The 13,470-nt window shown below is 72.9% G+C and carries 13 protein-coding genes; 10 read left to right on the forward strand and 3 right to left on the reverse strand.

Annotation, left to right across the window (positions count from 1 at the left end):
- Window positions 1–39: 39 nt before the first annotated feature.
- Both ACLJTM_RS23680 and ACLJTM_RS23685 read right to left on the reverse strand, forming a co-directional pair.
- On the reverse strand, window positions 40–450 hold the full coding sequence (locus tag ACLJTM_RS23680; protein WP_411105692.1) for a RidA family protein: 411 nt from the start codon (window positions 448–450) through the stop codon (window positions 40–42).
- Complete coding sequence (locus ACLJTM_RS23685) at window positions 447–1,217, reverse strand: IclR family transcriptional regulator (RefSeq protein ID WP_411105693.1); 771 nt, start codon at window positions 1,215–1,217, stop codon at window positions 447–449. The genes ACLJTM_RS23680 and ACLJTM_RS23685 overlap by 4 nt, the downstream gene beginning before the upstream one ends.
- Window positions 1,218–1,356: 139 nt before the next feature.
- Here ACLJTM_RS23685 and ACLJTM_RS23690 point away from each other — a divergent pair, with 139 nt between their 5' ends.
- The 8 genes from ACLJTM_RS23690 to ACLJTM_RS23725 all read left to right on the forward strand — a co-directional run bounded on the left by ACLJTM_RS23690 (window position 1,357) and on the right by ACLJTM_RS23725 (window position 10,545).
- Window positions 1,357–2,643, forward strand: coding sequence for an alanine racemase (locus tag ACLJTM_RS23690; RefSeq protein WP_411105694.1), 1,287 nt, complete (start codon window positions 1,357–1,359; stop codon window positions 2,641–2,643).
- A gap of 9 nt (window positions 2,644–2,652) precedes the next feature.
- Window positions 2,653–4,242, forward strand: a complete 1,590-nt coding sequence (locus ACLJTM_RS23695; protein WP_411105695.1) for an N-acyl-D-amino-acid deacylase family protein — start codon at window positions 2,653–2,655, stop codon at window positions 4,240–4,242.
- A 17-nt stretch (window positions 4,243–4,259) separates the two neighbouring features.
- Entirely contained in the window at window positions 4,260–5,267 is a 1,008-nt protein-coding gene (locus ACLJTM_RS23700; RefSeq protein ID WP_411105696.1) for a YdcF family protein, read from the forward strand.
- A gap of 88 nt (window positions 5,268–5,355) precedes the next feature.
- A complete protein-coding gene (locus tag ACLJTM_RS23705) occupies window positions 5,356–5,541 on the forward strand; it encodes a hypothetical protein (protein ID WP_411105697.1) in 186 nt (61 codons plus the stop codon).
- Window positions 5,542–5,748: 207 nt separating this feature from the next.
- Window positions 5,749–6,213, forward strand: a complete 465-nt coding sequence (locus ACLJTM_RS23710; protein WP_411105698.1) for a nitroreductase/quinone reductase family protein — start codon at window positions 5,749–5,751, stop codon at window positions 6,211–6,213.
- A gap of 163 nt (window positions 6,214–6,376) precedes the next feature.
- Window positions 6,377–6,883, forward strand: coding sequence for an FBP domain-containing protein (locus ACLJTM_RS23715; RefSeq protein ID WP_411105699.1), 507 nt, complete (start codon window positions 6,377–6,379; stop codon window positions 6,881–6,883).
- A 1,893-nt stretch (window positions 6,884–8,776) separates the two neighbouring features.
- Entirely contained in the window at window positions 8,777–9,988 is a 1,212-nt protein-coding gene (locus ACLJTM_RS23720) for a pyridoxal phosphate-dependent aminotransferase (RefSeq protein WP_411105700.1), read from the forward strand.
- Window positions 9,989–10,164: 176 nt separating this feature from the next.
- Window positions 10,165–10,545, forward strand: a complete 381-nt coding sequence (locus ACLJTM_RS23725; RefSeq protein ID WP_411105701.1) for a hypothetical protein — start codon at window positions 10,165–10,167, stop codon at window positions 10,543–10,545.
- 63 nt (window positions 10,546–10,608) lie between these two features.
- Here the strand turns inward: ACLJTM_RS23725 and ACLJTM_RS23730 are convergent, their stop codons facing one another.
- Window positions 10,609–11,031, reverse strand: a complete 423-nt coding sequence (locus ACLJTM_RS23730) for a hypothetical protein (RefSeq protein WP_411105702.1) — start codon at window positions 11,029–11,031, stop codon at window positions 10,609–10,611.
- A gap of 144 nt (window positions 11,032–11,175) precedes the next feature.
- Here ACLJTM_RS23730 and ACLJTM_RS23735 point away from each other — a divergent pair, with 144 nt between their 5' ends.
- Entirely contained in the window at window positions 11,176–12,276 is a 1,101-nt protein-coding gene (locus ACLJTM_RS23735; RefSeq protein WP_411105703.1) for a hypothetical protein, read from the forward strand.
- The gene (locus tag ACLJTM_RS23740) at window positions 12,273–13,457 is read left to right on the forward strand and encodes a toxic anion resistance protein (RefSeq protein ID WP_411105704.1); all 1,185 of its coding nucleotides are present in this window, start codon (window positions 12,273–12,275) and stop codon (window positions 13,455–13,457) included. The genes ACLJTM_RS23735 and ACLJTM_RS23740 overlap by 4 nt, the downstream gene beginning before the upstream one ends.
- Window positions 13,458–13,470 lie beyond the last annotated feature (13 nt).

The following is a 13,470-nucleotide window of genomic DNA, read 5'->3' on the forward strand; positions in this document are numbered from 1 at the left end:
CCGGGGCGCCCCACCGCCAGGGGGGCGCCCCTCCGGCGTTCAGCCCAGGACCGCGAGGGCGTCGATCTCGACGAGCAGCCCGGCGGGCAGGCCCACGTACACCGTGGTGCGGGCGGCCGGCGCCTCCTTGAGGCCCTGCTCGCCGAAGTAGGCGTTGTAGATCTCGTTCATCTCCGCGAAGTGGCCGGTGTCCGTGAGGTAGACCCGGATCATCATCACGTCGTCCCAGGTCGCGCCGCCCGCCTCCAGCACGGAGCGGACGTTCTCCAGCGTCTGCAGGGTCTGCTCGCGCAGCGTCGGCCCGGCGGGCGTCGGCGGCTGCCCCTCCACGTGCGGGAGGAAGCCGACCTGCCCGGCAACCTGGAGGATGTTCCCCTTGCGCACCCCGTGCGAGAACCTCGCCGGCGGGGTGGTGTGGGTGCCGGGGGTGACGGCCGTCTTCTCGGTCACGTGCTCTCCTGTGCTCCTGGGTGGGTGGGAATGCCCGAGTAGTCCCGGGTGATGGCCGCGGCGGTGCGCCGCACCAGCGGCAGCAGTTCGAGCAGGCCCTCCGCCGCGACCACCACGTTCGGCGCGGAGACGGACAGCGCGGCGGCCACCCGCCGGTCCGGCCCGTGCACCGGCGCGCCGAGGCAGTTCACGGACTCCTCGTGCCCGCCGAGGTCGGCCGCCCAGCCCTGCTCCCGCACCCGCTCCAGCTCCCGCAGGAACGCATCGGCATCCGGAGTGGAGCGGGCGGTGTAGCGCGGGTACTCCACGCGGTGGGCCAGTGCCCGGCGCTCCGCCTCGGGCAGGTCCGCAACCAGGAGCTTGGCGACGGCGGCCACGGTGAGCGGCACGGGCCGGCCGATCCGGGAGTACATCCGCACCGGATAACGGCTGTCGACCTTGTCGATGTAGAGGACCTCGTCGTCCTGGAGGACGGCGAGGTGGACGGTGTGCCCGGTGGCCCGGTTCAGCTCGGCGAGGTGCGGATGGGCGACCTCCCGCACGTCCAGGTTCTCCACGGCCTCCGCGGCGAGCGAGAAGAGCCGCGCGCCGAGCCGGTAGCGTCCGTCGGCCTGCCGGTACACGAACCCCCGCTCGTGCAGGGTGCGCAGCAGGCGCAGCGCCGTGCTCTTGTGCACGCCCAGCTCCCCGGCCACGTCGCCGAGTCCGGCGGGACCACGCGCGAGCAACGGCAGCACCGCGAGCGCCCGTTCCACGGACTGGCTCATCCCTCGTCCTCCCGCGCCGTCCGGGCCGGCCGCCGCCGACCGGCGTTGACCCGTCGTCACCCGGGATGTTAGACAGCATGCAGCGGCATACGCAACGAGAGTTGCATCCCACGCAACGCAACGCCCGGGAGGCACCCGCATGGCCAGCGCCAGCGACCCCGTCAAGGAACTCGCCGACGAACCGGTCGACCACCGGTTCAAGGGCCTCCCCCCGGACGCCCAGGCGCACGGCCTCACCGTCGGACAGCTCGCCGCCCAGCGCCGGGACCTCTTCGACGGCGGCTTCACCACCCCCGTGCTCACCCTCGACGCGGACGCCCTGGAGCACAACCTCACCGCCCTCGGCACCTACGCCGCCCGCCACGCCCTCGCCTTCGCCCCGCACGGCAAGACCTGCATGTCCCCGCAGCTCTTCCGGCGCCAGCTCGACCACGGCGCCTGGGGCATCACCGCGGCCGTCCCCCACCAGGCCCGCGTCTACCGCGCCTTCGGCATCGGGCGGATCTTCCTCGCCAACGAACTCGTCGACGCCGCCGCGCTGCGCTGGGTCGCCGCCGAACTCGCCGCCGACCCCGCCTTCCGGTTCGTCTGCTACGTCGACTCCGTACGCGGCGTCCAGCTCATGGACCGCGCCCTGCAGGGGCAGCCCGCCGTCGTCGACGTGGTCGTCGAGCTCGGCGCCGGCGAAGGCGCCCGCACCGGAGCCCGCACCGAGGACGACTGCCGAGCCGTCGCCGACGCCGTCGCCGCGACCGCCACCCTGCGCCTCGTCGGAGTCGCCGGGTACGAGGCCGAGGTCCCCGACGCCGACCCCGCCCGCGTCGGCGCGTACCTGCGCCGCCTCACCGGCCTCGCCACCGAGTTCGACGGGGCCGGCCGCTTCCCCGCCGACCTCGACGAGATCGTCGTCAGCGCCGGCGGCTCTGCCTGGTTCGACTCCGTGGCCGAGGCCTTCGGCGAACTCCCGGAACTGTCCCGGCCCGTCCTGCGGCTGCTGCGCTCCGGCGCGTACGTCTCCCACGACCACGGCTGGTACACCCGCCTGACCCCCTTCAACCGGCATCCCGAGGAAGGCGGCCTGCGGCCCGCGTTCCGCCTGTGGACCCAGGTCGTGTCCCGGCCCTCCCCCACCCAGGCCTTCGTCAACGCCGGCAAGCGGGACATCGCCTACGACCTCGGCCTGCCCGAAGCCGAACGCGTCCGCGACGCACTCGACGGGACCGAGCGGCCCGCCACGGGCATCCGCGTGACCCGGCTCTCCGACCAGCACGCCTGGCTGGAGACCGACTCGGCCGACGACGTCCAGGTCGGCGACTGGGTGGCGCTCGGCATGTCCCACCCGTGCACCATCTTCGAGAAGTGGCCGCTGATCCCGGTCGTGGACGGCGACGGCACGGTCACCGACTACGTGCGCACCTTCTTCTAGGCGGCCACCGTGGACCTGGTCATCCGCGGGGCCCGCATCGTCGACGGCACGGGCGGCCCCTCCTACCGGGCGGACGTGGGAGTCCACGAGGGCCGCATCACCGCCATCGGCCGCATCCCGGGCGGCGGGCGGCGCACCCTCGACGCCCACGGCCTCGCCCTCGCCCCCGGCTTCACCGACATGCACGCCCACAGCGACCTGGCGCTGCTCCGCGACCCCGACCACAGCGCCAAGGCCGCCCAGGGCGTCACCCTCGAAGTCCTCGGCCAGGACGGCTTGTCCTACGCACCCGTCGACGAGCGGACCCTCACCGAGGTGCGGGCCGCCATCGCCGGCTGGAACGGCAGCGGCCCCGGCAGCACCGACGTGGACTTCGACTGGCGCACCGTCGGCGAGTACCTCGACCGCCTCGACACGGGCTTCGGCGGCGAAGGCATCGCGGTCAACGCCGCCTACCTCGTCCCCCAGGGCACCGTCCGCGCCCGCGTGGTCGGCTGGACGGACCGCCCCGCGTCCTCGTCCGAACTCGACCGCATGCGGCGCCTGGTCGCCCAAGGACTCGCCGAGGGCGCCGTCGGCCTGTCCTCAGGCCTCACCTACACCCCCGGCATGTACGCCACCGGAGCCGAACTCACCGAACTGTGCCGGGTCGTCGCCCGCTACGGCGGCTACTACTGCCCGCACCACCGCAGTTACGGGCACGGCGCCCTCGCCGCCTACGCCGAGATGGTCGAACTGACCCGGCAGGCCGGCTGCGCCCTGCACCTGGCGCACGCCACCATGAACTTCGGCGAGAACCGGGGCCGCGCCCCCGAACTCCTCGCCCTCCTCGACGCCGCCCTCGCCGAAGGCGCCGACATCACCCTCGACAGCTACCCGTACACCCCCGGCTGCACCACCCTCGCCGCCCTGCTCCCCAGCTGGGCGGGCGAGGGCGGCCCCGAGGCGGTCCTGGCCCGGCTGCGCGACGACACCACCGCCGCACGCATCCGCCACACCCTGGAGGTGGAGGGCTCGGACGGCTGCCACGGCGTACCCGTCGACTGGTCCTCGATCGAGGTCTCCGGCGTCACCGACCCCGCCTTCACCGCCCTCGTCGGCACCCGGCTGGACGGCTGGGACACCGCCCGGCGGCTCCTGCTCGGCGACCGGCTCGCCCCCACCGTCCTCCAGCACGTGGGCCACGAGGAGAACGTCCAGGCGATCATGCGCCACGGCGTCCACACCGGCGGCTCCGACGGCATCCTCCAGGGCACGAAACCGCACCCGCGCGCCTACGGCACCTTCCCGCACTACCTCGGCCACTACGTCCGCGAACTCGGCGTCCTCACCCTGGAGGAATGCGTCGCCCACCTCGCCGGCCGCCCCGCCGCACGGCTGCGCCTGCCCGACCGGGGCCTGGTCCGCGAGGGCTTCCGCGCCGACCTCGTCCTGTTCGACCCGGAGACCGTCGCGGCGGGATCCACCTACGCGCAGCCGCGCGCCCTGCCCACCGGCATCCCGCACGTCCTGATCGACGGGCGGTTCGTCATGCACGACGGACGGCGCACCGACGTCCTCGCGGGCCGCTCGGTGCGCCGCACACCCGTTCCCCGGTGACACCTACGATGAACGGCATGGTCGCCTTCGCCCTCGCCGCCCTGTTCTTCCTGGCCTTCTGCGTCAGCGTCCGCAACGACCGCCGCCTGTTCCGCAATGCCGTCCTGCTCGGACTGACCTTCTGCACCCTGTCGTTCGCCCTGCTCCTGCAGATCGCCGCACTGCCGGGCTGGGCGGCCACGGCCGTCATGCTGCTGGTCTTCGCCGTGCCCACGCTGGGCACCCTGGCCCTCGGCGTCTTCCTCCTCGCCAACGGCGTGACCATGGTGCGCAAGGAGGGCCGCAGCCCGGGCAATCTGCTGTCCCTCGCAGCCGGCGCCGCCGTCCTCACCCTCGCCGCACTGGTCCTGACCCTGATGGACCGCGGCTCGCACCTCCTGGACTCGGTGCTCGCGGGCCTGGTGCTGCTCGTCGCCTACGTGTCCTTCGTCTTCCTGTGCTTCCTCGCGTACGCCTACCTCTACGGACGCATCAGGGTGCGGGGCGACGTCGACTACGTGGTGGTGCTCGGCGCCGGCCTCATCGGCGGGGAGACGGTACCGCCGCTGCTGGCCTCGCGGCTGCGCAAGGGCCTGCAGATCCACGAGACCCAGCTGGCGCGCGGCGGACGGCCGCCGCTGCTGCTCTGCTCGGGCGGCAAGGGCGATGACGAGAAGGTCCCGGAGGCCCGGGCGATGGCCGACTGGCTCCTCGCCCACGGCGTGCCCGAGGAGCACCTGCGGCTGGAGGACCGCTCCCGCACCACCGAGGAGAACCTCGCCTTCAGCCAGACGGTCATGGCGCAGGAGCACCCCGGCTACCGGTGCGTGGTCGTCACCAACAACTTCCACGCCTTCCGCGCCGCGATGATGGCCCGCAAGGCCCGGGTGAACGGCCAGGTCCTCGGCTCGCCGACCGCCCGGTACTTCTGGCCGAGCGCGACGATCCGCGAGTTCGCCGCCGTGTTCTGGGAGCACCGGGCGGTCAACCTGAGCATCTGCGGCGCCATCGCCGCGGGCACCGCCGTTCTGGCCGCGGCGGGCTGACCGCGGACGGCTGACCGCGGGCGCCCCGGGTGCGTTCATGGGACCGCCGCCGCAGGATGGGGCCAGGGGGCATCGGAGGAGGTACGCGATGGACAGTGAAGCGGATCAGCAGCCCACCCGGTCGGACCGGCTCTTCACGGGCGGGGAACGACCGTACGACCCCGAGGACCTCGTGATGGCAACCGGCCACGACCCGACTCCGGAGCGGGTCGAAAAGGCACGGCAGCTGATGGAGAAGGAAGGCCCGCAGGTCATCGAGCGCTACCTTCCGTAGCCGCTCGCGTGCGTGCTGCTGTCGGCCCCGGCCCCCGGCCGGGGCCGTCCCCCTGCCGCCCTTTCCGTCCGACCGACCGCGCCATCGCAGTCCGGCCGACCGCATCCAGAGTCGGTGCGCGGTCGTTATCGGCCAGGGGGCCGAAATGCCAGGGGCTGAAATGCCAGGGGCTGAAATGCCCGGGGGCCGAATCCTGAGGACAGGTGAATGCACGCACTCGATGTCGACTGGGAGCACCCCACGGACCCCCGGCCGGGCCCCCGCCTCGACCACGTCCGCGCCTACGTGACCAGCGCCGGCGCCGACGGCCACCTCTGGCACGGCGTCCCCACCCTCCTCCTCACCACCGTCGACCGCACCACCGGCCGCACCACCCGCACCCCGCTGATCTACGGCGAGGACGCCGGCCGCCACATCGTCCTGCCCGCCGGACACGGCGCCCCCGACCACCCCGCCTGGTACCTCAACCTCACCGCCCACCCCGAGGTCCGCCTCCAGGTCGGCGCCGCCGCCTTCATGGCCACCGGCCGCACGGCCACCCGCTGGGAGCGCGAGGTCTACTGGGAGATGATGACCGCCCTGTGGCCCGCCTTCGAGGAGGACCAGGCCGCCGCCCGGCCCCGCGAGATCCCCTTGGTGATCCTGGAACCCCGGACGAGCGGCCCGCAGTAACCTTCCCTCCCCGGCACGACACGCAGCCCCGGCACCCGGCCGACCCGCGGTCGGCCGCGGGTCGACCGCGGTCGGCTGCGGTCGGCCGCGGGTCGGCCGCAGCCCGCCGACGAGCCCGTTATCGGGGTGCGGGCCCGCCGGGGCCCACGTAGGGTCGACGCCCGTGGAACCACTCACCGAACAGCACATCCGGTCCTCCTTCGTGAACTGCACCAAGGGCGAGGCCGCGCGCCTGCGACTCCCCCTCGACTTCACCGAACTCCCCTGGGACGACCTCGACTTCCTCGGCTGGGTGGATCCCGGAGCACCCCTGCGCGCCCACCTCGTCCTGCCCGCGGCCCAGGGCCCGCTCGGAATCTCCCTGCGCGTGCCGGCCGTGAACCGCACCAGCGCACTGAAGTCCAGCCTCTGCCAGATCTGCCTCACCGCGCACGCCTCCTCCGGCGTCACCCTGCTCGCCGCCCCCCTCGCGGGGGCCCGCGGGCGCGAGGGCAACACCGTCGGCATCTACGTCTGCGCGGACCTCGCCTGCCCCCTGTACGTCCGCGGCAAGCGGCAGCCGAAGCTGCGCACCGGCCGGTACGAGGAGTCCCTCACCCTGGACGAGCGCCTGACCCGGATGACGGACAACCTCCAGTCCTTCGCAGCCCGCGTCACGGCAGCAGCCTGACGCGTACGGGGGCTCGCGGGGCGGGGCGGGGGCTTCGGGGGGTCTGGGGTGGCGGGGCGGTGTCGGTGGGGTGGGGTGGGGCTTCGGGGGGCTCTGTGCCGCCTGGGCGGGATCAGGGAAGCGTGGGGGTTTCCCGTCAGTCCCAGGGTCCTTCCGGGTCGGGCCGTCCCCTCAAGGGCGCTCCTCCGTCGCGTCGCTACGCGATGGCCTGCGGCCACCCTTGACCGGCCGTCCCGCCCCGGAAAGACAAGGACTGTCGGGAACCCCCCAAAAGGACGCTCACCGGGGACCGGTCAACATTCGGGCCGGCCAGCGAGGGGCGGCCGAGTCGGGGGCCGCATCAGACCATGACCCCTGCCACTCGGCATAGCGGCCGCCGCCCGTCTGTGGCCGTACATAGGCCGCAAGCTCCCCGCTGCCCTCTGTTACTCGGCTTGGCGACTGCCACCCGTATGTGGCCGTACATAGGCCGCAGGCTCCCCGGTGCCCCCTGCCACTCGGCTCAGCGGCCGCCGGTCGCCTGGGGCTGGGCATGGGCCGCCCACCGTCCACTGCCCTCCGGCGCCCGGCTTGGCGGCCGCCGCCCGGCCGTGGCTTGGCGTGGGCCGCCCACGTTCCGGTGCTCTGCGGCGCCCGGTAGCGACTGCCTGCCGCCTGGGGCTGGGCATAGGCCGCAGGCTGGCCCGCTGCCCTCTGCTGCGCGGCTTGGCGGCTGCCACCTGGTCTGTGGCCGGGGGGCGGGCCGCCAAAGGCGGGGTGTGGTCCCCGCCGCGGGCGTCTACGGCCCGTCCGGGGGTGGGCGCGGGCGCTCGTGGCCGAGGGGAGCCACCTCCCGCCGGTTTGTCCCTTTTGGGCGCCAGTCTGGGCGTGGGTGACGTCTTGCCGGAGTCTGACAGCGAGGGAAGTGGCTTCTGACTCCGTCAGAGCGCCGTCCGCCCCCGATGCGGCCCTTCGCGCGCCTAGGTACGTCCCAAGACCCCCTCCCCTACCGGCGATGGCCGTTCGCGGCCCCTAGGGTCGCCGGAAGGCAGCCTGTACACCCTCCACATCGACCCGCTCGTCGCCCACTGCCCGCAACCTACCCCCGACGGGCCCCAGAAGGACCCGGCCTATGCCCAGCCACCGGCGACCGGCGGCCGCCAAACCGAGCACCGGAGGGCACCGGACCGTGGGCGGCCTATGCCCAACCTCAGACAACCGGCAGTCGCCAAACCGAGCGCCGGAGGGCAGTGGACGGTGGGCGGCCTATGCCCAGCCCCAGGCGGGTGGCAGTCGCTAAGCCGAGTGGCAGGGGGCACCGGGGAGCCTGCGTGCCTATGTACGGCCACAGACGGGTGGCGGCCGCTATGCCGAGTGGCAGGGGGCATGGTCTGATGCGGCCCCCGACTCGGCCGCCCATCGCTGGCCGGCCCGAATGTTGGCCTGTCCCCGGTGAGCGTCCTTTTGGGGGGTTCCCGACAGTCCTTGTCTTTCCGGGGCGGGACGGCCGGTCAAGGGTGGCCGCAGGCCATCGCGTAGCGACGCGACGAAGGAGCGCCCTTGAGGGGACGGCCCGACCCGGAAGGACCCTGGGACTGACGGGAAACCCCCACACCACCCTGATCCCGCCCAGGCGGCACACAGCCCCCCGAAGCCCCCGCCCCACCCCACCGACCCCGCCCCACCGCCCCCAACCCCCCGAAGCCCCCACCCCCCGGGGTGATGAGCGCAACACCCGGGTGGCGGTGTTCTTCGTCTGCACCTGTTCCGCAGGTCGGGGCGTGGGAGGGGCCCCGGATTCCAAGGGTGGAGTGGGGCGGCACCCGCTCATCGCGCGAACCGGGACATATCCCGCCCCACGTGGGGCGGTGAAATGGCGCGGCGGGCTCGGACGGGGCCCCGTAAGCTCCCGTCATGCAGGTGATCCAGTCAACGAAACTCGCCAATGTCTGCTACGAGATCCGCGGCCCCGTGCTCGAAGAGGCGATGCGGCTCGAAGCAGCAGGTCATCGCATCCTCAAGCTCAACACCGGCAACCCCGCGGCCTTCGGCTTCGAGTGCCCGCCGGAGATCCTTGAGGACATGCTCCGCAACCTGGGCAACGCCCACGGGTACGGGGACGCGAAGGGGCTGCTGTCCGCGCGCCGCGCGGTGATGCAGCACTACCAGACCAAGGGCATCGAGCTGGACGTCGAGGACATCTACCTCGGCAACGGTGTCTCCGAGCTGATCCAGATGTCGATGCAGGCGCTGCTCGACGACGGCGACGAGGTGCTGGTTCCCGCGCCGGACTATCCGCTGTGGACGGCTTCCGTCTCGCTGGCCGGCGGTACGGCCGTGCACTACCGGTGCGACGAGCAGGCCGACTGGATGCCGGACCTGGCGGACATCGAGCGCAAGGTCACCGACCGGACCCGTGCGATCGTGATCATCAATCCGAACAATCCGACCGGTGCCGTCTACGACGACGCGATGCTGCGCGGTCTCACCGACATCGCGCGCCGCCACAACCTGGTCGTGTGCTCGGACGAGATCTACGACCGGATCCTGTTCGACGGGGCCACGCACACCAACACCGCGGCCATCGCTCCCGACCTGTTGACGTTGACCTTCAACGGGCTGTCCAAGAACTACCGGGTCGCCGGGTACCGGGCCGGGTGGATGGCGGTGTGCGGGCCGAAGCAGCACGCCTCGTCGTACATCGAGGGGCTGACGATCCTGGCGAACATGCGCCTGTGCGCGAACATGCCCTCGCAGCACGCGGTGGCCACCGCCCTGGGCGGCCGGCAGTCGATCAACGACCTGGTGCTGCCGGGCGGGCGGCTGCTGGAGCAGCGCGACACGGCGTACGACCTGCTGACGCAGATCCCGGGGATCACGTGCGTGAAGCCCAAGGGTGCGCTGTACCTGTTCCCGAAGCTCGACCCCGCGGTCTACAAGATCAAGGACGACCGGCAGATGGTCCTCGACCTGCTGCGGGCCGAGAAGATCATGGTGGTGCACGGTACGGGCTTCAACTGGCCCGAGCCCGACCACTTCCGGATCGTGACGCTGCCGAACGCGAAGGACCTGGCGGACGCGGTGACCCGGATCGGGAACTTCCTCGACGGGTACGGCCAGCCGTAGGCCGTAGGCCGTTGCCGGTCGCGGGCCGTCCGGGCCCCGGACCGGCCCCGGGCGGCCCCCGGACGGGGGCCCGGGTGGTGGCGCCTGGGGTCCGGCTGGAGCATTGCCGGATCGAGCTCAACTTTAGAACCGATCCAATGTAGGATGGTCTCCTGACCCACCCAGGAGGCCCCCTCATGTACGAGCCGATCCGCACCAAGCCGGTCGTCCACCGCATGGGCGCCACTGCCGACTACCCGCACAGCAGCCGCGGTGAGGCCCTGGACATCCAGCTCGCCCAGCACCTGTCCGCCCTGCTCGCCGTCACCGACGACCTCGGGCTGGACGAGCCGGCCGAGGCGATTGCCGCCCAGGTGGCACGGCTGCGGGGCGCGGAGCCCGTGCGGGCGCCGCAGTGTCCGGCCGGGGACACCGCCGCGCTGCACCGCCGTGCGCACGACCTCGCCGCCCGCACGCTCGTGGTGGCCGCGTCCCGCGCCGACACCACCGTCGCGATCCTCGCCGCCGAGCGGATGGACGCGCACGCCGCCGCCCTCGATCTGGCCGGCGCCCACTGACGGCCCCGGTCCGGGGCCGCGGAGGCTCCGGACCGGGTGCCATGACCTCCCCCGCGCGGGCGGCTACCGCCCCGGGGCGAACTCCGCCGCGGCGACCCCGCACCACGGGACCGTGGCGGCCGGCCAGACGGGGCCGAGGGCTTCCGCGTACTCGGTCGTTCCCGGGGCCACGCCCGGGACCTTGACCAGGGCCTGGGCGGCCGGCTGAGCCGGGTCGGGCTGTGCGTCCTCGCGGAACTCCACCGTGACCACGTACGCGCCGGTGCCCTCCGGGCGTCCCGAGACCGCCACCGCCGCCGCCACCCGACGGCTTGCCGGATCGATTCGGCAGGCGGTGACCCGTACGTCCTCCACCGCGGGCCGCGGCGGCGGCGCCGGCGGGTCGCCTCCGCTGGCCCACACGTACAGCGTCAGCGGGGCGAACACCAGCAACCCGGCCAGCACCACCAGACCCACCAGCCAGCCCTGCCACTTCAACGCGCTCACGCCCATGGCACGATCCTCCCGGGCGGCCGCCCCGCCCACCAGCACCCACGGGCCCACACAGCATTTCGAAGTGGGACCGCCTGGACACCTGACGTCCATGCAACTCGTCGCGGAATGTGGGTTTCCGCGAGCACGCTGCACCTCGTGAGACGCATCCTGGGAATCGTCCTGGGCCTCCTCCTGGTCGGCGGCGTCATCGTCGTCGTCCTCTTCCAGGAGCAGGACTCAGCAACCACGGCAACGAAGACCGTGCGTGGCATCATCGGCTCGGAGAAGTCCGAGTTCTTCCGCGACCCCGACGTCGTCAAAGCCCTGGCGGACCGGGGCTACACCGTGCAGACCGAAAGCTCCGGCTCCTGGGCGATGGACCAGCTCGACCTCAAGGAGTTCGACTTCGCCTTCCCCGGCAGCAGTGAACCCGCCAGGGAGATCGAGAGCGCGGCCGGCCTCAAGGGCGCCCAGACCACCCGACCTTTCTACTCGCCGCTCGTCGTGATCGCCCGCTCCAACGCGGCGCAGGTGCTGGCCGGCAACGCGCTGGCCCGGATGACCGGGAAGAACACCGGCACCCTCCTCATGGGCCCCTTCCTCAAGGCGGCCGGCGAGGACCGCACCTGGCAGCAGCTGTCAGGCTCCGCCGCCCATGCGGAGCTGACCGGAACGGTGTTCGTCAAGACCACCGACCCGGCCACCTCCAACTCGGGGGCCCTCTTCCTGGCCGCCGCCTCCCACGTCGCAAACGGCGGCAACGTGGTCTCCGACGATGCCGGGATCGCGCGGACCGCACCCCTGCTGCGCAAACTGATCGCCGTACAGGGCGCCTTGGAACCCAGCTCCGACGCCCCTTTCCGGGCGTTCATCAGCGGCAGCGGCGAGCCCCTCATCCTGGTGTACGAGTCCCAGGTGGCCTCGCTGCTGATGCACGGCCAGGGCGCCGCGGCCCTCGACGACATGGTCGTCCTCTACCCGGACACCACCGTCAACACCGCCCACACCTTCGTGCCGCTCAATGCGCAGGCCGCCGAGCTCGGTGCGCTCCTCGCGAGCGATCCGAAGCTGCGCGGGCCGGCGCTGCGCCACGGGTTCCGTCCGCAGGACGGCGTGGCGGAGTTCACCGCCGCGACCTCCTCGCACGCCGCCTACCTCAACCCGGGGCTGACCGGCATCCGCCAGGTCGGCACTCCGACCGTCAAGATCCTGACGGCGCTGGCCGCACGCGCCAAGGGGCAGGGGGACACACCATGACACTGACACCGCCCGAGGACGGCCCGCTCGTCCTGACCGCACCGGAGCCCGTCGCTCCGGTCCGCCGGGAGCAGGCCGCGGGGCTCGTCCCGCTGCAGGACGGGGTCCGCGAGGAGATGGCCCGCCGGGCCGGGGAGTACGTGGGCCGGCTGGCCGGGATCGACACCCGCTCCCCGGAGTTCGCGCAGCAGATCGGCGAGATCTCCGCGCTGGGCTCCGCCGACGTCCGCAGCGCCGCCCAGCAGTCGAACCGGATGCTTGAGCGGGCCGTGCGCTCGCTCGGCAGCGGTGGCGGCGACGCCCAGGCCCGTGTCGCCGGCTCCCTGGTGGAGCTGCGGCGCACGGTGGAGGACCTGGACCCCCGGGAGTCTCCCGCGAAGGGGGCCCGCAGGCTCCTCGCGAAGCTGCCGGGCGGCAGCCGGCTGCGCGACCACGTGGCGAAGTACGCCTCCTCGCAGGCGACCCTCCACGCGATCGTGGGGGCGCTGCGGGCCGGGCAGGACGAGTTGCGCCGGGACAACGCGGCCCTGCACACCGAACGGGCCCGCCTGTGGGAGACGATGGGCAGGCTCCAGGAGTACGTGGTCCTCACCGAGGCCCTGGACGCGGCCGTCGAGCAGCGGATCGCCGAGGCCGGGCAGGGGGATCCGCAGCAGGCCGACGCGCTGCGGGCGGACGTGCTGTTCCCGGTCCGGCAGAAGCACCAGGACCTGCTGACCCAGCTGGCGGTGTGCGCCCAGGGCTATCTCGCGATGGACGTGGTCCGGCGCAACAACGACGAGTTGGTCAAGGGTGTGGACCGGGCGGCGACCACGACCGTCTCGGCGCTGCGGATCGCGGTGATGCTGGCCTCGGCTCTGGACCACCAGCGCAGGGTGGTGGAGCAGGTCGAGGCGTTGCGGGGCTCGACGGAGGAGTTGATCCGGGGGAACGCGCAGATGCTGGCCACGCAGAGCGGGGAGGTCCAGCGGATCGCGGCGGACCCGGCGGTGGGCGCGGAGACGCTGCGGACGGCGTTCGCGCAGATCTACCGGACGCTCGACGCGATCGACACGTTCAAGGTGCAGGCCACGGAGATCATGGCGGCCACCGTGGAGTCGCTGACCGGTGAGCTGCAGAGTGCTTCGGCGTACCTGGCGCGGACCCGCACGGCCGGGCTCCTTGAGGGCGGTGGCCGGTGAGGGGGCCGCGGGT

Source organism: Streptomyces sp. cmx-4-9, from assembly GCF_046548835.1.
Classification (GTDB): domain Bacteria; phylum Actinomycetota; class Actinomycetes; order Streptomycetales; family Streptomycetaceae; genus Streptomyces.

What these genes read in the sequence shown, in the direction of transcription:
- ACLJTM_RS23685 (WP_411105693.1), bottom strand. Translation starts at nt 1,217, where the DNA reads ATGAGCCAGTCCGTGGAACGGGCGCTCGCGGTGCTGCCGTTGCTCGCG.
- ACLJTM_RS23690 (WP_411105694.1), top strand. Translation starts at nt 1,357, where the DNA reads ATGGCCAGCGCCAGCGACCCCGTCAAGGAACTCGCCGACGAACCGGTC.
- ACLJTM_RS23700 (WP_411105696.1), top strand. Translation starts at nt 4,260, where the DNA reads ATGGTCGCCTTCGCCCTCGCCGCCCTGTTCTTCCTGGCCTTCTGCGTC.
- ACLJTM_RS23705 (WP_411105697.1), top strand. Translation starts at nt 5,356, where the DNA reads ATGGACAGTGAAGCGGATCAGCAGCCCACCCGGTCGGACCGGCTCTTC.
- ACLJTM_RS23710 (WP_411105698.1), top strand. Translation starts at nt 5,749, where the DNA reads ATGCACGCACTCGATGTCGACTGGGAGCACCCCACGGACCCCCGGCCG.
- ACLJTM_RS23720 (WP_411105700.1), top strand. Translation starts at nt 8,777, where the DNA reads ATGCAGGTGATCCAGTCAACGAAACTCGCCAATGTCTGCTACGAGATC.
- ACLJTM_RS23725 (WP_411105701.1), top strand. Translation starts at nt 10,165, where the DNA reads ATGTACGAGCCGATCCGCACCAAGCCGGTCGTCCACCGCATGGGCGCC.
- ACLJTM_RS23740 (WP_411105704.1), top strand. Translation starts at nt 12,273, where the DNA reads ATGACACTGACACCGCCCGAGGACGGCCCGCTCGTCCTGACCGCACCG.